This is a genomic window from Stenotrophomonas sp. B1-1 (assembly GCF_010894375.1).
In the GTDB taxonomy this organism is placed as follows: Bacteria; Pseudomonadota; Gammaproteobacteria; order Xanthomonadales; family Xanthomonadaceae; genus Stenotrophomonas.
This window is the reverse complement of sequence record NZ_JAAIUZ010000024.1, coordinates 56,170-76,833: the sequence shown is the minus strand read 5'-3', so window position 1 is coordinate 76,833 and position 20,664 is coordinate 56,170. Positions and strand designations below refer to the sequence as shown.

The 20,664-nt window shown below is 68.6% G+C and carries 13 protein-coding genes and 1 pseudogene; all 14 read right to left on the bottom strand.

What is annotated here, in order from left to right; genetic code table 11:
* A pseudogene (locus G4G00_RS17665) lies at positions 1-502 on the bottom strand (chemotaxis protein CheW); the annotation flags it as partial.
* On the bottom strand, positions 499-1,281 hold the full coding sequence (locus G4G00_RS17660) for a ParA family protein (protein ID WP_108753019.1): 783 nt from the start codon (positions 1,279-1,281) through the stop codon (positions 499-501). The pseudogene G4G00_RS17665 and the gene G4G00_RS17660, both read right to left, overlap by 4 nt.
* 4 nt (positions 1,282-1,285) lie before the next feature.
* Positions 1,286-2,305 carry a flagellar motor protein MotD gene (gene motD, locus G4G00_RS17655; RefSeq protein ID WP_164275388.1) on the bottom strand — a complete coding sequence of 340 codons (1,020 nt, stop codon included), beginning with the start codon at positions 2,303-2,305 and terminating at the stop codon, positions 1,286-1,288.
* Position 2,306: 1 nt separating this feature from the next.
* Positions 2,307-3,047, bottom strand: a complete 741-nt coding sequence (locus G4G00_RS17650; protein WP_108749544.1) for a flagellar motor protein — start codon at positions 3,045-3,047, stop codon at positions 2,307-2,309.
* A 101-nt stretch (positions 3,048-3,148) separates the two neighbouring features.
* Positions 3,149-4,990, bottom strand: a complete 1,842-nt coding sequence (locus G4G00_RS17645) for a chemotaxis protein CheA (RefSeq protein ID WP_164275385.1) — start codon at positions 4,988-4,990, stop codon at positions 3,149-3,151.
* Between the two features lie 2 nt (positions 4,991-4,992).
* Positions 4,993-5,598 carry a protein phosphatase CheZ gene (locus G4G00_RS17640; RefSeq protein WP_108753022.1) on the bottom strand — a complete coding sequence of 202 codons (606 nt, stop codon included), beginning with the start codon at positions 5,596-5,598 and terminating at the stop codon, positions 4,993-4,995.
* Complete coding sequence (gene cheY, locus G4G00_RS17635; protein WP_005413247.1) at positions 5,598-5,990, bottom strand: chemotaxis response regulator CheY; 393 nt, start codon at positions 5,988-5,990, stop codon at positions 5,598-5,600. Before cheY ends, G4G00_RS17640 begins: the two co-directional genes overlap by 1 nt.
* Positions 5,991-6,009: 19 nt before the next feature.
* Positions 6,010-6,753: an RNA polymerase sigma factor FliA gene (locus tag G4G00_RS17630; protein WP_108749547.1), complete on the bottom strand. Its 744-nt coding sequence runs from the start codon at positions 6,751-6,753 to the stop codon at positions 6,010-6,012.
* Positions 6,750-7,637 carry a MinD/ParA family protein gene (locus tag G4G00_RS17625; protein ID WP_164275382.1) on the bottom strand — a complete coding sequence of 296 codons (888 nt, stop codon included), beginning with the start codon at positions 7,635-7,637 and terminating at the stop codon, positions 6,750-6,752. The genes G4G00_RS17630 and G4G00_RS17625 overlap by 4 nt, the downstream gene beginning before the upstream one ends.
* Positions 7,624-9,276, bottom strand: a complete 1,653-nt coding sequence (flhF, locus tag G4G00_RS17620; protein WP_108753024.1) for a flagellar biosynthesis protein FlhF — start codon at positions 9,274-9,276, stop codon at positions 7,624-7,626. Before flhF ends, G4G00_RS17625 begins: the two co-directional genes overlap by 14 nt.
* A 145-nt stretch (positions 9,277-9,421) precedes the next feature.
* Positions 9,422-11,527 carry a flagellar biosynthesis protein FlhA gene (gene flhA, locus G4G00_RS17615; protein WP_108753025.1) on the bottom strand — a complete coding sequence of 702 codons (2,106 nt, stop codon included), beginning with the start codon at positions 11,525-11,527 and terminating at the stop codon, positions 9,422-9,424.
* Positions 11,524-12,654: a flagellar biosynthesis protein FlhB gene (gene flhB, locus G4G00_RS17610; RefSeq protein ID WP_164275380.1), complete on the bottom strand. Its 1,131-nt coding sequence runs from the start codon at positions 12,652-12,654 to the stop codon at positions 11,524-11,526. The genes flhA and flhB overlap by 4 nt, the downstream gene beginning before the upstream one ends.
* A 337-nt stretch (positions 12,655-12,991) precedes the next feature.
* Entirely contained in the window at positions 12,992-14,341 is a 1,350-nt protein-coding gene (locus G4G00_RS17605) for a hypothetical protein (protein WP_108753027.1), read from the bottom strand.
* The gene (locus tag G4G00_RS17600) at positions 14,338-20,661 is read right to left on the bottom strand and encodes an AAA domain-containing protein (protein ID WP_108753028.1); all 6,324 of its coding nucleotides are present in this window, start codon (positions 20,659-20,661) and stop codon (positions 14,338-14,340) included. The genes G4G00_RS17605 and G4G00_RS17600 overlap by 4 nt, the downstream gene beginning before the upstream one ends.
* Positions 20,662-20,664: the final 3 nt, after the last annotated feature.

The following is a 20,664-nucleotide window of genomic DNA, read 5'->3' as shown; positions in this document are numbered from 1 at the left end:
CCGGCAGGTCGTCCCAGGTGGGCTCGCGTTCGGGCGCGGCGACGGCCACGGCGTCGAAGGCGGCCTCCAGCGCTGCGCTGTCGCTCTGGGTGACAGCGGGAACGTCTCCGGTTTCGTAGATTACTTCAGCCGGCAGGTCGTCCCAGGTGGGCTCGCGTTCGGGCGCGGCGACGGCCACGGCGTCGAAGGCGGCCTCCAGCGCTGCGCTGTCGCTCTGGGCGACAGCCGCAACGTCTTCGGTTTCGTAGATTACTTCGGCCGGCAGGTCGTCCCAGGTCGGTTCGCGTTCGGAAGCGGCGACGGCGGGTTCGGACACCGCTGCGCTCGCCGGGCGTGGCCCGGCGCTACCGTCGGTGTCTTCGGTTTCGTAGATCACTTCGGCCGGCAGATCGTCCCGGGTGGGCTCGCGTTCGGCGGCCACGGCGAAGGCAACCGGCGGCGACACGATGGCTTCGCCCAGCAGTTCGTCCAGATAGTCGTCCAGCACGCCGGTGGTGCTCATGCCGCCTGCTCCAGTGCGCGCTCGTCTTCGCCCAGGATCCAGTTCAGGGCGCGGCGGTACGCGGCCAGGCCGCGGCCCGGGTAGTCCTCGCCCACGCTGGGCAGGGTCAGCCCGGCGGCGTTGCTGATGCGGGTGTCCAGCGGGATGGCGTCTTCCCACACGCGGCCGACGTGACGGTCCTGCATGCTGCGCAGCGATTCGTTGCCCGCGCGGGTGCGGCGGTCGAACAGGGTCGGCAGGATCGAGATCGGCAGCGGGCGGCGGCGCGAGCGCTCGACCATTTCACCGGTGCGCACCATGCCGTCCAGGCCGTGCAGCGCCAGCGGTTCGGCCTGGGTGGGAATGATCAGGCGATCGGCCGCGGCCAGTGCGTTGATCATCAGCAGGCCCAGGGTGGGCGCGCAGTCCAGCAGGATGTAATCGTGCTGGCCCTGGTGGCGGGCCAGCGCGTTCTGCAGGGCCAGGCCCAGGCCGGGCTGGTTGGCGCTGCGGCGTTCCAGCGTGGCCAGCGAGGCCTGCGCGCAGACGTAGTCCAGGCCGGTGATCGGGCTGGGGTGGCTGAGCGTTGCCAGATCGGCCGGCGGTGCGCCGAACAGTTCCAGGACCCCGGCAGGCGCCGGCTCGACCGGCACGCCGAAGGCGCGGGTGAGCGAGGCGTGCGGATCCAGATCGATCAGCAGGACCCGGTGGCCGAGCGCGGCCAGGCCGCGACCGAGGGCGAGGGTGGTGGTGGTCTTGCCGACACCGCCCTTCTGGTTGGCGACTGCCCAGATGCGCATCGGATTACTCCTTCATTGCAGGGGGAACGGCGGCGCCGACATGGCTGCCTGCCGACACCGGCGGCAACTGCACCGGTGCAAGGGGGGAAGGGGGGCGTGCCGTCGCCGCATCGGCGGTGCTGGCCGCAGGTGCGGCCGTATCGGTCTGGCCAGTGGCGGCGTTCAGGCGCTCACCCAGCGGGTCCACCGCGTGGCTGGTGTCAGCCAGGATGATGACCATCACCCGGCGGTTGCGGTTGCGGCCCTGGGCGCTGTCGTTGGCATCGCGCGGGCGGAACTGGCCGTAGCCGACCATGGCCAGGCGCGAGGGCTGCACGCCCTGGTCGGCGAACAGGTGGACCACGCTGGCGGCGCGACCGGCCGACAGTTCCCAGTTCGACGGGAAGGTGGCGGTGGCAATCGGAATATTGTCAGTGTGGCCTTCCACGCGCACGCTGTTGGGCACATCGCGCAGCACCTCGGCCAGGCTGGCCAGGGTCTGCCGCGCATGCACGTCCAGTGCCGCCGAACCGGTGGGGAACAGGATGTCACTGTTGATCTCCACCTCGATCCACAGTTCGGTGCGGCGCACGCTGATCATGCCGCGGTCGATCAGCGGCGACAGTGCGGCGGTCAGGCGGTCGGCGATGCTGCTGAGCTGGCGCTCGGCACGGGCGATCTGTTCCTGGTTGTGCACCGACACCGGCATGCGCATCTGCGAGGCCATCGACGGCAGCAGGGTGGGGTCGTGCGATGGCGCCGGCGCGGACGGGCCGATCTTGGTGCCAGACTTGATGACCGAGGGGCTGTCCCAGCCACCGCCCTGCACCTGCTTGTTGCCCACCTGCACCGGATTGATGGTGCGCGGGGCGCCGCCGAACGCATCGGTAAGCGCATCGGCCATGATGCGGTACTTGCCCTCGTTCACCGAGGAAATGGCGTACATCACGACGAAGAACGCCAGCAGCAACGTCATCAGATCGGCATAGGGGATCGCCCATGCTTCATGGTTGGCGTGCTCTTCGTGGTGCTTGCGGCGGGCCATGTCAGTGCAGGAAGCCGGAAAGGTTGGTTTCGATGTTGCGCGGGTTCTCGCCCTGGGCAATCGAGATCAGGCCTTCGATCACCATTTCGCGGTCGCGCGAGTTGTGGGCGATCACGCCCTTCAGCTTGGCCGCGATAGGCAGGAACAGCAGGTTGGCCGAAGCGATGCCGTAGATGGTGGCGGTGAACGCGGCGGCGATGCCGTGGCCCAGCTTGCTGGGGTCGGCCAGGTTCTTCATGACCGCGATCAGGCCCAGCACGGCACCGATGATGCCCAGCGTGGGCGCATAGATGCCCATGGCTTCGAACACCTTGGCGCCGGCCTGGTCCTGGTGCTCCTGGCTGCCCAGTTCGATTTCCAGCATGTGCCGGATCGATTCGGGCTCCACGCCGTCCACCAGCAGCTGCAGGCCCTTGCGCAGGAACGGATCGCGCTGTGCTTCCACCTGCGATTCCAGGCCCAGCAGGCCCTGGCGGCGGGCGATGTTGCTCCATTCCACGATCTGCTGGATCAGTTCGCGACGGTCGCTGTGCGGCGGGCGCACGACCCAGCGCACGATCTTGAAGGCGTGCTTGAACACGGCCGGGGCGGTGTGCAGCAGGATGGCCGCCACGGTACCGACGATCACGATCACGAAGGCGGCCGGCGACCACAGCGAGGCCAGGCCGGCGCCCTTCAGGATGCTGCCGCCGACCAGTGAGGCCAGGGCAAGGAAAAGTCCAATGAGGCTGAGTCTATCCATGGGTCCGGTATCGGCGTGTGTGAATGGGACTTGAGACACCGGTGGCGCGTGTACAGACGGTAGTCACAGTTTTCGGGGTGCCGGGCAGCGCCCGGCCGGGTTCATCTCAGCCCGTCCACGTCCAGGATCAGGGCCATGCGGCCATCGCCGATCAGCGTTGCCCCGGCATAGCCACGCAGGCCGCGCAGCGCCTTCGGCAGCGGCTTGATGACCACTTCTTCGCGGCCGCGCACCTGGTCCACCACCAGCCCGAAGCGGGCCTCGCCGGCCTGCAGCACCACGATGGTCAGCAGGCTGGAGGCGGCCGGGGTGACATCCAGCCACTGCCGCAGATCGATCAGCGGCAGGGTGTGCGAGCGGCGGTCGAGCACGGCGCGGCCGTCGAACCAGCCCAGCGAGGTGCGCGGTGCGTGCAGCACCTCCATCACGCGGGCCAGCGGCAGGGCGTAGACATCCTCGCCGGCCTGCACCAGCAGGGTCGGCAGGATGGCCAGGGTGAGCGGCACGCGGATCAGGAAGCGGCTGCCGCGGCCCAGTTCGGACTGGATCTGGATCTGCCCGCTCAGTTCGCGGATACGCGACTGCACCACGTCCATGCCCACGCCGCGGCCGGAAATGTCGGTGACCTGCTGCTTGGTGGAGAACCCGGGCAGGAACACCAGGTGCAGGCATTCCTCGCTGCTCAGGCGGGCGGCAGCCTCCGGGTCGATCAGGCCCTTCTCGCGCGCCTTGGCGCGCAGCTTTTCCGGATCGATGCCGGCGCCGTCGTCCTGCACTTCAATGCTGACGTAGTCGCCTTCCTGCTGTGCCGACAGGCGCACATGGCCCATGCGCGGCTTGCCCTGTGCTTCGCGCAGGTCCGGCATTTCCACGCCATGGTCGATGGCGTTGCGCACCAGGTGCACCAGCGGATCGGCCAGCGCTTCCACCAGGTTGCGGTCCAGCTCGGTTTCGGCGCCGATCAGTTCCAGATCGACTTCCTTCTTCAGCGAACGGGCCACATCGCGGGCCACCTTCGGGAAGCGCGAGAACACCTTGCCGACCGGCTGCATGCGGGTGCGCATGACCGCCGACTGCAGGCGCGCGGTGGCGATATCCAGGGTGGACACCGCACGGTCCAGCTCTTCATCGCGCAGGCGGGTGCGCAGGGTCTTCAGGCGGTTTCGTGACAGCACCAGTTCGCCGATCAGGTTGACGATGGCGTCCAGGCGCTTGGTGTCCACGCGCACGGTGTGTTCGGCTTCGGCCAGCGGCTTGGCCGCGGCGGGCTTGGCCGGCGCAGCGGCGGGGGTCGCCGCCGGGCGCGGCGCCGGGGCCGGAACCGGCGCTGCAGCCACCGGCTTGCTGCCGGGTGCGGCGCCGCCATGCAGCTGGTCCAGCAGGGCCTCGAATTCGTCTTCGCTGATCAGGCCATCGTCGGCCTTCTTCGCCGGGGCCACGGCCGTGGGCGCGCCGCCGCCGTGCAACTGGTCCAGCAGCGCTTCGAACTCATCGTCGGTGATCAGGTCGCTGCCGCCGGCAGCCGGTGCGGCTGCCGCCGTGGTGCTGGCAGCAGGTGCGGCGCCGCCATGCACGTCGAACTGGGCGATCAGTTCCGGCGGGGCGTAACCCGGTTCGGTGCCCGATGAAACGGCGTCGAGCATGGACTGCAGGTAATCCAGCGACTGCTGCGCCGCGTCGAAGTGGTGCGACTGCAGCACGGCCTGGCCGGCACGGGCCGAACCCAGTGCTTCTTCGGCGGCGTGGCACAGCTCGACCATGGCGGTGATGCCGAGGAAGCCGGCGCCGCCCTTCAGCGTGTGGTAGCCGCGGAACACGGCATTGAGCTGTTCGCTGTCCTGCGGTGCCTGTTCCAGCGACACCAGCTGTTCGCCCAGGCGATCGAGGATCTCCTGTGCTTCGATGATGAAATCGGCAGTGATGTCGTCGGCAACCGCGCTCATGCTTACAGCCCCAGGTCCGACAACAGGTCGTCGGCGTCGTTCTGCGAGACCGCGTGGCGGTCCAGTCCCTTCAGTGCCGGCCCGGCCAGTTCCGGGTCGGTGCGATGCTGTTCCGGCGGCAGGCCGAGCGCGCCGAAGCCTTCGTGCACGCGGCGGACGATGCCGACCACGCGACGGATGATCTGCCCGGTCAGGTCCTGGTAGCTCTGGGTCAGGGCGATCTCGGTCAGGTTGTGGCGGATGCGCTCCAGCTGCACGTCCTGACCGGGCTGCAGGCCATCGGCGCGCAGCTGTTCGGTCAGGGCGCGGCATTCTTCGGCCAGGTCCAGGGTGCGGTGGGTGGCCTGCTCGGTCATGGCCACCACGTGGTCCAGGCGCGCGCAGGCGTCATCCAGCTCGCCGGCTTCGTCGGGCACGGTCGGCAGCTCGCCCAGGGCCTGGCCCAGTTCACGGGCCAGCCGCGAAAGGCCGCTCATCATCGGCTGGGTGCGTGCGGCTACCAGGCTGTCGATGCGCTGGCGCCAGGCGCTCTCATCGCCTGCATCCAGTGCATCCAGTGCTTCCTGCAGGCGCAGGGCCAGGGCGCTCTTGTCGACCGTGGTATCCATCAGGCGCTGGCCGCCAGGCGTTCGAAGATCTTGCCCAGCTTTTCTTCCAGCGTCTGCGCGGTGAACGGCTTGATGATGTAGCCGTTCACCCCGTTCTGTGCCGCTTCGATGATCTGCTCGCGCTTGGCTTCGGCGGTGACCATCAGCACCGGCAGGGTCTTCAGCTTGGCGTCGGCGCGGATGGCCTTGAGCAGTTCGATGCCGGTCATGACCGGCATGTTCCAGTCGGTCACCACGAAATCGAAGGGCTGGCTCTGCAGCAGTGACAACGCAGCATGCCCGTCCTCGGCTTCGGCGGTATTGGTGAAGCCCAGATCGCCCAGCAGGTTCTTGACGATGCGACGCATGGTCGAAAAGTCGTCAACGATCAGGATGCGCATGTTCTTGTTCAAAGCAGAGTTCCTTTGTTGTTCAATTCTCGAGGCCGGCGTCGGCCGCCTCGAAGACTTTCAGTCGGCCACGCAGGCGCAGCACTGCCTGGCCATGGATCTGGCAGACCCGCGATTCGCTCACGCCGAGCACCGCGCCGATCTCTTTCAGGTTCAGTTCCTGCTCGTAGTAGAGCGAGAGCACCAGCTGTTCGCGTTCGGGCAGGTGGCCGATGGCCTTGCCCAGCTCGCGCCCGAATTCGCCGCGCTCCAGCACCTGCTGCGGGGTGGGCCCGCCCTGGGCGATGGTGTCCAGCTCGCCCTGGTCTTCGATGCGCGATTCCAGGCTCAGCACCTGGCCGCGCGAGGCGTCTTCCATCAGGCGCAGGTAGTCCGGCAGCGGCATCTCCATGGCGGCGGCCACTTCGGTAGCGCTGGCGGCGCGGCCGCTGCTCTGTTCCAGGCGGCGGATGGTGGCGGCGGCATCGCGGGCGCGGCGGTGTACCGAACGCGGTACCCAGTCGCCGCGGCGGATCTCGTCGATCATCGAGCCGCGGATGCGGATCGAGGCATAGGTTTCAAACGAAGCGCCCTGGTCGGCGTCGTAGCTGCGCGAGGCCTCGATCAGACCCATCATGCCGGCCTGGATCAGGTCGTCCACTTCCACGCTGGCCGGCAGGCGCGCGGCCAGGTGGTGGGCGATGCGCCGCACCAGGTCCGAGTGCTGCACGATCACGTCGGTGGCCGAGGCGCGCTGCACCTCTTTGTACTGGGCTGCGCCTTTCATGCGGTCACCCCGCGCTGCTTCAGGATGCGTTCCAGGAAGAATTCAACGCCACCGCGCGGCTCGGTCGGGGCCTGCCAGCGGGCGGTGCGGCGGGCGATCTCGGTGATCGCCAGCGCGGCCGGGCTGGACGGGTAGGCCTTCACCAACGGCTGCTGGCGCTGCACCGAAAGGCGCAGCCAGTCATCCTGCGGCACGCAGCCCAGGTAGTTCAGCGAGACATCGGCCAGGAACTTCTCGCAGACGCGGGTCAGCTTTTCATACAGCACGCGGCCCTCGTTGGGGTCGCGCACCATGTTGGCCACCACCTGGATGCGGTCCACGCCACGTTCGCGCGACAGCACCTTGATCAGGGCGTAGGCGTCGGTGATCGAGGCCGGCTCATCGCAGACCACCACCACGGTGTCCTGCGCGGCCTGGCAGAAGGTCAGCACGCCGTCGTTGATGCCGGCGGCGGTGTCCACCACCATGATGTCCAGGTCGCGTTCCAGTTCGGAGAACACGTTGACCAGGCCCACGTGCTCGGCCGGGGCCAGTTCGGCCATGTGCCGGCGGCCCGACGCGGCCGGGACCACCAGCACGCCGTTGGGGCCTTCGATGATGACATCGTCCAGCGAGCAGCGGCCGGCCACCAGATCGGCCAGGGTGAAGGTCGGGTTCAGGCCCAGGATCACGTCGATGTTGGCCAGGCCCAGGTCGGCGTCCAGCAACAGGGTGCGCTTGCCCATGCCCGCCAGCGCCACGGCCAGGTTGGCCGACACGTTGGTCTTGCCCACGCCGCCCTTGCCGCCGGTCACCGCAATGGTGCGCACAGGGCCCAGCGGCTCGCTGCGGGTGGCCGTCAGCGGGAAGGTGGTGGTCAGCTTGGCGTACTCACGCGACGGCATGGTTCAACTCCGGGTTGCAGGGCATATCGGCCGCTCGGCGCAAATCTTCAAGGCGAAGTACAAGATTGGCTGCAGATGCACGGTGCAGGTCGTCCGGCACGTCCTGGCCATCGGTCACCCAGGTGATCGGCAGCTGGTGGTCCACGGCCACCGACAGGGCGTTGCCGAAGCGGCCTGTCTCGTCCAGCTTGCTCAGCACCAGGCCCTGCAGGTTGGCCGCGCCGAAGCGGCGGACCACCTCGTCCATGTCGCCGAAGCTGGTGTTGGCCGGCAGCACCAGCAGGGTGCGCACCTGGCGGGCGGCGCGCAGCCACTGCAGCTGGGCGGCCAGCGCGCGGTCGCGCGGGCCCAGGCCGGCGGTGTCGATCAGCACCAGCTTGTAGTCCTTCAGGCGTTCCAGCAGCTGGTCCAGGTCGGTGCCGCTGTTGGCTTCGTGCACCGCGATGCCGAGCTGGCGGCCGTAGCCGTACAGCTGTTCACGGGCGCCCACGCGGAGGGTGTCGGTGGTGACCAGGGCCACATCGCGGGCGGCGTGGCTTTCGGCGAAGCGCGAGGCCAGCTTGGCGATGGTGGTGGTCTTGCCGGCGCCGGTGGGGCCGACCAGGGCGATCACACCGCCTTCTTCCAGCGGATCGACCGGGGCGATCGGCAGCTTGCGCGAGATCAGCCCCAGCATCAGGCCGCGGCCACGGTGGGCCTCGGTCTCGGCCGGAATCTGCATGGCCACGTCGCGGGCCAGGCCGGCATCGAAGCCGTACTCGTCCATCAGGTCCAGCGCCGCACCGCGCACCGCGTTGCCACGCAGGCGTTCGTCGGTGAAGCGGTTCATCTCTCGCTCGATCACCTGGCGCATGCCGGCCACTTCCTGGCGCAGCTGGCGGATCTCGGCGTCATCCTGGGCCACCACGGTCACCACCGGCGCCGGCATCAGCTGCGGGGCCGGTTCGGGCTGCGGCGCGGCTGCGGCCAGTGCCGGGGACGGTTGCTCGGCGGCCATCGGCGGCTCGGCGGCGATCACGGCTGCGGTGGTTGCTTCGGCTGCTACCGGCAGCGGCGGCGGCAGGGCGGCAGTGTCCTGCGGTTCGTCGTGCGGCGGATCGATCAGGAAGCGGGCGCGGTTGATCGGGGCCGGTGCAGCGGCCTCAGCGGCCGGTGCCGGCGGGGCGACGATGGCCTGGGCGAACGGGGCGAAGATCTGTTCCGGCAGTGCCGGTTCGTTGACGCTGGCGCGGGCCAGGGTGTCGGCGAAGCCGGTGCTGCCGCGGGTCGGCACGATCTCGTCGGCGCTGTCCAGGGTGCGGCCGGTGGCACCGACGGCGGCGCGGGCCAGGGCCGCCACGGCCGAGGTGGTGGCCGCGATCGGCTCCGGCGCCGGGGTGGCGCTGCGGCGGCGGGTGACCGCGGCGATGACGGCATCGGCGGCGGTGCGCGGCTTCGGTGCCGGCGGCGGCGCGACATCGCGGCGCGAGGCATCCAGTGCGCGCTGCACCACGCCTTCGTCGTAATGGGCGGCGGCCACGATTTCGATGCCTTCTTCGATCCGGCGGTTGGACAGGATCACGGCATCGGGCCCGTGTTCCTTGCGCACCAGGTTCATGGCCGAGCGCATGTCGGCGGCGACGAAGCGTTTGATTTTCATGCTGTGATCACGGGTCGAAGACGGCGGATTGGCGGTCGGAGAACGCGGGTGGTCGGTGGTCTGCACGGTTCGGGTTCCCCTTGGAATCTGTCGGTTGCTGCAAGTGAAGAGTGGTGTCTGTTTTCTGGCGCTGCGGAGGGCGGCGTCAGCTGATCGTTCCGACCAGCTTCAGGCGCTTGTCCTCCGGCACCTCGCTGTAGGCCAGGACCGACAGCGAGGGAACGCTGTGGCGGACCAGGCGGGCCAGCGCGGCGCGCACCGGGCCCGGTACCAGCACAACCGCGGGCTCGTTGCGGGCTTCCTGCTTGCTGACACATTCGGCCAGGCTCTGGTGCAGTCGCTCAGCGAGTCCGGGTTCCAGCGCGGCGCCGTTGCCCTGCGTGGACTCCTGCAAGACACGTTCCAATTGCGGGTTGAGGGTGAACACCGGCAGCTCCGCCGACATTCCGGCGATCTCCTGCACGATGAAGCGGCCCAGCGCGTTGCGCACGGCAGCGGTGAGGGTGGCCGGGTCCTGGCTGGACGGGGCGTGCTCGACCAAGGCTTCGGCGATCTTGCGCAGCTGGCGGATCGGAATGCGTTCGATCAGCAGGTTCTGCAGCACGCGCACCACCGCCGACAGCGGCAGCGCCTTGGGCGTCAGATCTTCGACGAGCTTGGGCGCGCTCTTGCCCAGGTTGGCCAGCAGGTGCTGCACTTCTTCGTGGCCCAGCAGTTCCGGCGCATGCTCGCGGATCAGGTGCGACAGGTGGGTGGCGACCACGGTGGCCGGGTCGACCACGGTGTAGCCCAGGGTTTCGGCCTGTGCACGCTGGTGCGGCTGGATCCAGGTGGCATCCAGGCCGAAGGCGGGGTCCTTGCCGGCAATGCCATCCAGCGGGCCCAGCGCACTGCCCGGGTCCAGCGCCAGTTCGCGGTCGGGGTGGATTTCGGCGGTGGCCACCGGCACGCCGTGCACCAGTACGCGGTAGGCGTTGGCGGCCAGTTCCAGGTTGTCGCGGATATGCACCGAGGGAATCAGGAAGCCGACATCCTGGGTCAGCTTGCGGCGCACGCCCTTGATGCGCGCCATCAATTCGCCGCCCTGGTTGCTGTCCACCAGCGGAATCAGGCGATAGCCCACTTCCAGACCCAGCGGATCGACCGGGCGCAGTTCGTCCCAGCTCAGTTCGGCGGTCGCTGCCGGCGCGGCAGGGCGGCCCAGCGCGTTCACCGCGCCGTTCTCTGCAGCGTTGGCGGCGGCGTCGGCCGCCGGCAGCTGGGTCTTGCGGTACAGCTTCCAGGCAATGAAGCCCAGAATGGCGGCCAGCGTCAGGAAAGCGACGTTGGGCATGCCCGGCACCAGGCCGACCAGGCCGATGATGCCGGCGGTGATGGCCAGCGCGCGGTACTGGCCAAACACCTGGCCGGTCATGGCCTGGGCCATGTCCTGTGAACGCGAGGCGCGGGTGACCAGCATGGCCACGGCGCTGGATACCAGCAGGGCCGGCAGCTGCGCTACCAGGCCGTCGCCGATGGACAGCAGGGTGTAGGTGGCCGCCGCTTCACCGAACGGCATGCCATGTTGCAGCACGCCCACGGCCAGGCCGCCCAGCATGTTGATGAACAGAATCAGGATGCCGGCGATCGCATCGCCGCGGATGAACTTGCTGGCGCCGTCCATCGCACCGTAGAAGTCGGCTTCTTCGCGAACTTCCTCGCGGCGGGCCTTGGCCTCTTCACGCGTCAGCAAACCGGCGTTCAGATCGGCGTCGATGGCCATCTGCTTGCCGGGCATGGCGTCCAGGATGAAGCGGGCGGTCACTTCCGAAACGCGGCCGGCACCCTTGGTGATGACCACGAAATTGATGATGGTCAGGATTGCGAAGACCACGATGCCGACCGCGTAGTTGCCACCGATCACGAACTCGCCGAAGGCGGCGATCACCTTGCCGGCCGCTTCGTGGCCGTTCTGGCCGTTGAGCAGGATCACGCGGGTGGAGGCCACGTTCAGCGCCAGGCGCAGCATGGTGGTGACCAGCAGCACGATGGGGAAGATGGTGAAATCCAGCGGGCGCTTCACGTAGACCACCGCCAGCAGCACCATCAGCGAGATGGCGATGTTGAAGGTGAACAGCGCATCGAGCACCGGGGCGGCCAGCGGTACCACCACCATGGCCAGCAGGGCCAGCACGATCAGCGGCGCGCCAAGACCCTGGCGGATCATGTCGAGCACGCGGCGGCTGTTGAAACCAGAGGTCTGGGCGTTCATGGGCGGCCTCCAGTGCCGAATTCATCCACGTCGATGTTGGGAGTGGACGGCATCGGGCCGGTCCGCCAGCTGCGCAGCTGGTAGACGTAGGACAGCACCTGGGCGACGGCTGAATACAGTCTCACGGGAATTTCCTTGCCGAGTTGACCCTCCCGATACAAGGCGCGTGCCAAAGGCGGGGCCGAGACGATGGCCACCTTGTTGCCGTCGGCCACTTCACGGATGCGCAGGGCGGTTTCGTCCACGCCCAGGGCGACCACGGTGGGGGCGCTCATGCGGCTGCCTTCGTACTTCAGGGCCACGGCGTAGTGGGTGGGGTTGACCACCACCACGTCGGCGGTGGGCACCGCTTCCATCATGCGGCGGTTGGCCATCTGCTGCTGCAGCTGGCGGATGCGCCCCTTCACCTCGGGGCTGCCCTCGCTTTCCTTCATTTCCCGGCGCAGCTCTTCACGGGTCATCTTCAGCTTGCGCATCCAGTTCCAGCGCTGGTACGGCGCATCGATGGCGCCCAGCAGCAGCATGGCGCCGGCGGTGGCCAGCAGCAGCTTCAGGGTGAAGGCCAGGCCGTGGCCGATGGCCGATTCCAGCGGCTGGTGCAGCAGCCCGCGCAGGGCATCGAAGCTGCTGGCAAAGACCAAGGCGGCCGCGGCGCCGACAAAGCCCACGCGCAGCAGCGACTTGGTGAACTCGGCCACGGCCTCGGCACCCCACATGCGCTTCAGGCCGGCGATCGGGCTGAGCCGTTTGGGGTCGGGCATCAGCGATTTGTTCGACCAGCGCAGCCCGCCCATCACCAGCGGGGACAGGAAGCTGGCCAGGAAGCAGACCACCAGCAGCGGCCAGCAGGCCAGGATCAGGCGCAGGAACAGCCAGCCGAAGTGGCCGAACAGGGCTTGCGGGTTCTGCCACAGGGCCGGTTCGGGGCTGAGCGCGGCGCGCATCCAGGCATGGCCGCCGGCGGCAATGGAGCTGCTGGTGGCCATGATGGCGATGACTGCCGCGCCGAACACCGCCACGGTGGCCAGCTCGCGCGAACGCGGGATGTTGCCCTGTTCACGGGCGTCGCGCAGGCGTTTTTCTGTTGGTTGTTCGGTTTTTTCGCCTGCGTCTTCGTTTTCGGACATCGCGGTGCACTACGGCGGGGAGTGCCGGGGTGCGTGCAAGAACTGTTCCGTGACGGCAGAGCGGTGCCAACCAAGGTTGGCACCCACCAGGTTGGGGGCGGTTGGCACCTGCCAGAGCAGGGGTGGTAGCGCCGGGCCATGCCCGGCGGATGGCACCCACCGGAAGATGGCGGTAGCGCCGGGCCGTGCCCGGCGGGGTGAGAAGTGCCAACCAAGGTTGGCACCTACCAGAGCAGGGGCGGTAGCGCCGGGCCATGCGCGGCGGAGGTGAGAGGGTGCCAACCAAGGTTGGCACCTACCAGAGCAGGGGGGGGAGCGCCGGGCCATGCCCGGCGGATCAGGCCTGGCGGGGGCGGCTTGCGGAATCGGACAGCACGCGGGCGGGCTCGGGGCTGGCCTCCACTTCCTTCAGCGGTACCTCGCCCACGCCCAGCGCGCGCTCGATCTGCAGGTCGCTGCCCTGCGCATGCAGCTGTGCCTTGAGGCGCGAGAAATCGCCGCACCAGATGGCTTCCACGTCGCGGTCGCGGCTTCGGTCGCGCTCGGTGTGCATCGCCACGGCGCGGATCTGCAGCCGACCGCTGCCGGCATTGCCGCCCAGTTCCACGCCGTAGCCGGGGCTGGCCGGTCGACGCAGCACCACACGCCCCTGGTCGGACCAGGCCGTTGCCATGCCTTCGCGGACCTCGTAGCCCAGTTCGGCCAGGCCGGCCAGCAGCACGGCACGACGCGACGCAGCGGCCCGCACCTGGTGGTAGTGATCGATGGCGTGCTGGCATGACGCGGCCAAGGCCTGCAGGTGGGCAGCCGGCGCGCTGGCATCGGCGCCTGCAATCTGGCGCAGCAGTTCGCGGTGGTTGTCCCCGTCCAGCGTATCCAGCAGGTGCGCCAGGTCGTGCAGATGGGTGAGGTGGCTGCGCTGCTGGCGGCAGGTCGCAGCGGCGTTGGCCAGATCCAGCACCAGACTGTCCAGCAGCAGATTGCGCCGTTGCGTGTTGGGCTCGGCCTCCGCCGCACGCAGGGCGTCCTCGAATGAAGCGGCCGGTGCCGCTTCCTGCAGCAGCTGCAGCTCGGCAATGTGCCGGTCAATGCGCTGCAGTCGTGGGTCACGCTCGGCTGCCGGCGCCTGCCAGGTCGCGTTGCGTTCCTGGCCCTCCTCACGCAGCGCCTGGGCAAGGTTGCGCTGTGATGGGCTGAGTGCCTCGCGCGGCACGTCTGCGGCAAGCGCCAGCGTGGCGCGGGCCAACAGGCCTTCTGCATCGGCTTCGGTGCGGCCTTCCGCCAACCGGGTCAGGGCCTGCAACAGCGCTGCATCCACTGCCAGACCGCCGCTGCGCAGTGCGTTGAGCACCGTCGCCGCATTCTCCTGCTGGCGTCGGCTGCGTTGGCGCTGGGCGATGCGCTGTTCGATCGCATGCGCCTCGCGCTCGTCCAGGTCGGCGCGCAGCCAGGCTCGCTCGGCCTCCACCTGGCGGGCATAGCCTGCGTTGTCACTGATGGTCAGTGCCACACGCAGGCGCTCACGGCGCGCCAACACGGCGGTGCGCTGCGTCTGTTCCAGGGGCTGCAGCGTGTGGGCGCGTTCCAGCCAGCGCTCCACGTCGCGTTCAAGCAGGCGTAGCATGTCCTCGCGCAGGGCGCGCAGCTCGGCTTCGGACTGGATGCGGACCACCTTCGGACCACTCATGCCGACGCCTCCTGGTTGGACGCATGCAGGGGTTTGCTGGAGGGGTCGGCATGCCCCATGGCCTGTTCCACTGCCTGGCGCAAGCGTGCACGCTCGCCATCACCGTCGTGGTACCAGCCCTGCGATGACACACGGTGCAGCCTGGGAATGGCGCGCCCCAGTACTGCCGGGCGCCAGATTTCCCGGGCGCGGGCGCGCTGCAGCAGGGCGTGACTGGGCGCATCGCATTCGATGCCGATGGCGTACAGGCCGGTACTCGGGTCTTCAATGGCGAAATCCAGACCGAACGCATCGCCCTCGTTGGCTGGATTGGCCGCCCAGCCCAGCGATCGCAGATAGTCGCCCACGATGGCGACGAACCCGTCCTGCGCGCCGCGCGCGGCGGTGGGAACATGGCTGCGGTCGGTCTGCAGGCGGCCGAGCAGGCGCGTGCCGGCCTCGAATTCCCCTGCACACAGGGCGCGGGCATAGGCCAGGTAGCCCTGCAGGTAGTCGCGCGGGCTGGCGGGGGCGCGCTGGGTCGCGAACAGGTCCGACACATCGTTGATCGGCATCGAGGTGATCATCACCACCTTCTGCCGGGCACGGGTGACGGCCACGTTCAGCCGCCGCTCGCCGCCGGTCTGGCCGAGCACGCCGAAGTTGCGCCGGAACGTACCCTGGCCATTGCGGCCGAAAGTGGTGGAAAACACGATCACGTCGCGCTCGTCACCCTGCACGTTCTCCACGTTCTTGATGAACACCGACATGTCCTCGCCCTGCACGATGCGCTCGCGCTCCTGCTGCAGGGCCAGGCGGAAGGGCTCGTCCTCGCTGGCCCGCTGTTCCATCTGGTCCTCGATCAGCTCGGCCTGCTTGCGGTTGAAGGTCACCACGCCCACCGAAGGGCGCTGTGCCGGGGGCGCCTGCCACAGGTCCTGCAGGTAGGCCACCACGCGTTCGGCTTCCAGTGCATTGGTCTGGTTCTGGTACAGACCATCGACCTGGATCAGCTGCAACGGCTTGATCTGCTGGATGCGCGCCAGCGGGTGGCGTACCGGCACGTTGAGGCGGTTACCGTAGAAGGACGCGTTGGAGAAGCTGATCAGCTCGCGATACGCCGAGCGGTAGTGGATCTGCAGGGTCGTGCTTGGCAGGACGGTACGCGCCAACTGCAGCAGGTCTGGGCAGTCCTTGATCTCGCGGCGGTTCCAATCGTCCTCGAAGGCCTCGCGTTGGGCGTCGTCGGCCTCGGCGTCCGGTTCATCTCCATCGAACATCTCGGCCTCATCGCTTTCCACGCGGCTGGAGAAGAAGGCCGTGGGCGGCATCTGTTTTTCGTCACCGCTGACAATGGTGACCTTGCCCCGGAACAAGGTGGGAAGCGCGTACTCGACCGGCATCTGAGAGGCTTCGTCGTAGATCACGGTATCGAACAGGCCGGCCTGCAGCGGCAGCACACGACTGGCCACATCCGGATTCATCAGCCAGACCGGGCGCAGGTGCATCAGGCCCAGCGCGCTGCCCAGTTCGATGAACTCGCGCAGGCGCCGCGACCGGCGGCCGGTCAGCCGGGTAACATCTTCCCACTGCTTGCGGGTGCCCAGCGCGGCCATGTCCAAGTGGCTGCCCAGCAGTTCCCGGTTAAGGCGGCGCATCTGCCGGTCGGCCTCGGCCAGGGCCGTGATCTTCGCGCGGGCTTCGTCCTGGCTGAACTGCAGTTCGGGCAGGGCATGCTCGATACGATGCTTCCAACCAAGCCGGGCTTCGCGGTTCAGCAGCCGGCGCACGGCGCCTTCCAGCTGGTCGATGGGCAAGGCATCCAACTGCGCCTCACGCTGGCGCAGCAGCGCCAGCAACTGGCAGGCCGCTTCATCAAGCAGGCCGGCGCGGCCGCGGAACTGCTGATAGGCCGCCAGGCTGGGCAGCGCGCCGTGCAGACGGTCCAGCGCGAGCTGGTTGTCCAGGTTGCGCAGGACGTTGTGCCGCAACTGTTGGGCCAGCCGCTCGTCGAGCCAGTCGTCGAGCACCGCCAGGGGGCGCAGGCTGGCCTGGCGTGCGGCGTGCCTGAGCAGGGAGGCGTCCAGATCATCCAGCAGCACCTGCAACTGGGCTTTGTCGGCGGTCAGCATGGCGGTGTCGGTCTGCTGGGCGCGGGGCGACTGTGCCACGGCGCGGGCCAGTGTCTGCACCTCCAGCAGCCCGGTGATGTCCTGCTGCAGGTGTGGCAGCAGGTCGGCATCGCCATCGTCGCCCATCGCCGGCAGTCCCAGCGCCAGACGGGCGCTGTTGTACTGGTGGCGCAACGGGTTCATGTGCAGCGCCAGGCGCACGGCGCCCAGCAGGGCCGGCAGACCCACGCCAGACGTGGCGCTGCCATGGTCGCGCAGCAGGCGGTTGAGGCGGCCGCGCTGCACGATGTGGCGTGGATTCAACCGGGCCCACCAGCGGCTACGGCCCATCACCTCGGTAATGTCCTGTTCGTGCTGGCGCAGGGCGGCTTCATCCCGTCTGGCCAGCGCGGGCGACAGGCCGGGCAGGGCACTGCCGTGGGGCGCGCCGCGGAGATGTTGCTCGACCCGCCGCAACTGCACGATAAGTTGGTCGCCCGCCACCGGCTCGCCCGCGGTGGCGCTGCGGAACAGCGGCAGCCAACGCGCCAGACGCTGGCGTTGTTCGTCGCGCAGGGCCAACAACGTGGTCACATGCGCATCGATCCAGGTCCGGTACGGCGCCGCGTCCTCGATCTCGAAACTGGCAGGGTGTTCAGCCAATGTCTGCTTGCGTTGTTGTTCGGCCTGCATGAACGACTGCAGGCTTTCGGCGAATGCGTCCAGCGTGGCGGTGTCGGCGGCAAACGGGCGAAGGTCCGCCAGCGGGCTGTCTTCGTAGCGCGCTGGAAGCCACCAGCGCACCAGCGGGGCGCACTGCTCTTCCAGCGCGGTGAGCTGGGCCATGTCCAGTGCGCCCAGGCGTTGTCGCAGCGCGGGGAATTCCAGGGGCGGCGTGCCGCTTTCCAGTTCGATCAGTTCGCCCAGCAGTTGGCGATAACTGAGGTGGCTGAGCGGATCGATGCGGTGCAGGCTGTGCTGGAAGCGATCCAGGTCGCCCTCAAGCGCCTCGATACGGGCGGCGGTGCGCTCGCGCGCTGCGCGCCCGTCCGGGTCGCCACTGCCCCCGGCGAACAAGCGCTCCAACTGCTCACGGATGGAACGGATCACCGGTTCACGGTCGCGGTTCACGTCGTTGAGCATCACCACGCGCTGGTCCAGGCCTTCGGCAACCAGGCGCTTGTGCACGACTTCCAGGGCGGCGTGCTTCTGGCAGACGATCAACAGGCTGCGTCCACGACCGATGGCATCGGCCACCATGTTGACGATCGTCTGGCTCTTGCCGGTGCCCGGTGGCCCTTCGATCAACAGGCCTGGACCTTGCCGGGCCTGCAGGACCGCCGCTTCCTGGGATGGGTCGCTGGCCACGGTGAAGAAGCGTTGCAGCTCGGCCGGAGCGGAGGCCGCTGCCGCATCGCCAGCAGGCGGCGCCAGGCGCAGGGCCGTTTCCAGGCCCGTGCCGTTGGGGGGCAGCACCTTCAACTGGCGAAGGTCCTCGCCAATCGCCTGGCCCATGAAGGTGACATGGAACAGGACGGCGGCACATTCCAGCTCATCGCCCACCGGATCGACCACCACGTCGGGGCCCGGCAGTGCCGTCAGGCTGCGTGAGCGGACACGAGCCAGCATGCCGAAGGCATCCATCACGTCAGAGGCACGCAGCGACGAGCGGCCCAGCAGCTCATCGGCCGATGTCTGCCAGCGACGGAACGCGTCCGGACCCACGATGCTTTCCAGCGCTGGATTGATCCGCACTTCCTCGCGCTCGCCGTCGAAGGCGAGGTTGGCCAACCCGTGCTGGGCCAGTTCCATTTCCAGTCGCACCGGCCACAGCAGCAGGGGAATGATGCGTGCGCGTGCAGTGCTGCGTGGATCGCGGCTGAGCAGGAAGGGGAAGCCCAGGTACAGGCCGTCGATGCCGGTATCGCGCTTGTACAGGGTGCTCTGCCGCAACAGCGAACGCAGCCGCTGTTCCACCACTGGGCTGCGCTCGAAGGCTTCCGGATCGGCTGCTACGGCGCGCGCGTTGCGCTGCATCAGGTGGTCGAGCAGGGCGGCGGCAGGGCGCCGCGTGCTGTCCAGCTCGTGCATGTCCACCCGCGCAGTGGTCTTGCCGATGCTCATCCGCACCAGCGGTCCGCGCATGACCGCGGTGACCACCTTCTTCTCGAAGAAATCCAGGATCTGGGCAACGTACTGCTGCCGTTGCGGCTGCTGCCAGCGGCTGCCGGGAACGGCCAGCACCACCAGGGCGCGCGCCAGCGGCATGCGTCGTTCCAGACGGAACTGCTCGGCCCAGCTGTCGATGACCGGCATGCCACATCGGGCGAAGCCCAGGATGCGTTCGTCCATCGCTCGGTACAGCTCGCTGCGCGGGTGCTGCAGCAGCAGGGTGGCCGCGGCGGCATCCCATTCGTGAACGCCCGCCTTGGCCGCCAGTGCGGTGGCATCGGCGACGATGGCCTCGACCGAGCGGAACTGCCCGATGGCCGCACTGAGCAGCACGATCAGGTCTTCCTCGGTCACCAGCCGGCGTTCGGCCAGGCTCGCCAGTCCCGGGTGGTCCGTATCCGGCAGCAACCGCTGGCGCTCCTGCCATTGACTGGCAAGGCGTGCCCGCGAGGTGGACAGCAGGTACACACGCAGGACCTCTTCAATGAGGTCGATCTGCTGGTGCAGCGCGCGCTGTCGCACGTTCTGTGCGCGCAGCTTCAGCCGCGACAGCCAGGCATCGGTCTGCAGCTGTTCGAGCAGGTCCGGTACCGAGCCGCTGATCAGGCGGTAGCCTTCCAGCGGGTTCTCCAGCAGCCAGCCCGGGGTGACGATGCTGCCGCGATGGATGAGCGGCATTTCCGGATTGAGGATCTTCAGTGCCAGCATCAGCCGGAAATCCTCCTCCACGCCTTCGTGCTGGACCACCTGGCGCAGTGCCGACACCGTGGAGGGAGGAAGCCCGGCCTGGTCGGCCCAGGTGACGATGACGCCGCGCAACAGGCTGTCACGTGCCTCGTTCCAGTGCTCGGCCTGTGCGGCCTGCAGGGCGAAGAGCGCAGGCCGCTGGAAGCGTCGTTCGCCCAGGCGCAGGCTGGCGCCGTCTCCCTCGTCACGCTCCTGCGTGGCCGAGGGTGGCGCGGCGACGGCAAGGCCGGCCAACCAGGCCGAAACCTCCGGCCACTGCCAGCGCTGGTGGCGGTCACGCACCAGCAGGCCGCGCAGCAGCAGCTGCAGGTCAGGATCGATGTCCGCCGGAATCGGTACACCATTGGCCAGCACGTGGATCAGGTAGGCGTTGGCGTGGGTGCCTTCAAAGCAGCGGCCTTGGGTCAGCTGCTCCAGCAGGATCATGCCCAGGCTCCACCAGTCCGACGCGGCGGCGACGCCCCCGGCGATGGCTTCGGGTGCCATGTAGCGGCTTGTTTCAAGCGGCGAAACGATGTCCAGATCGTATTCGGACAAGCGCGCCGAGCCGAAGCCGCTGATGACCATGTCCAGCGGCGCGCGCGCGCGCACCAACAGGCTGGCCGGGCGCAGGTCACGGTGGCGCAGGCCTGCTTCGTTGAACGCATGCAGGGCCTGGCCCAGCTCGCGCACCACGTGGCGCACGGCATCGCCATCGGCGATGACGCTGCCGAGGTCGGCCAGGCTGCCGCCGGTCAGCATTTCCACCACCTCGTAGGCACGGTCGTCCCAACGGCCGGTCGCGATGATGTCCGGCACGTGGTCGCGCGGCAACCGTCGAATGACATCATAGACGGCAGGGTCAGGCTCTGCGCCCGCGCGGTACAGGGTGAGCACCGCCACCTGTCCGCTCTGCGCATGCTCGGCGTGGTAACGCTCGCGGATGCCATCGGTGCTGCTGATCTGGCGCAGCAGCCGCCACTGGTCGATCACCGTTTCGCCGGTGCCTGTATCGGCTTCGCCGCCGCTGGCATCTTCGACCACGGACGGTGCGCCGCCTGCGTCTGCGGGGGCGGGCTCGGCACCACACTGCAGGCACAGCAGGTCGCCGGGTTCCAGTGCGTGGCCGTTGCTGCAGTGGGCCTCCACCCGCGTGTCGTGCGGCGCTTCGGCGACCTCATCCTGGGTGCGCACGGTGCGCGGGCGCCAACCATCAGCATGGATGGGCTCGCCTGCCAGGTCCCAGCCGCAGGGCTGCGCGCCGATTGCACCGTCGCAGAACAGTTCATGCAGGCCGCGTTCGGTGTGGCAGTTGGGGCAGAATCGGATCATGCG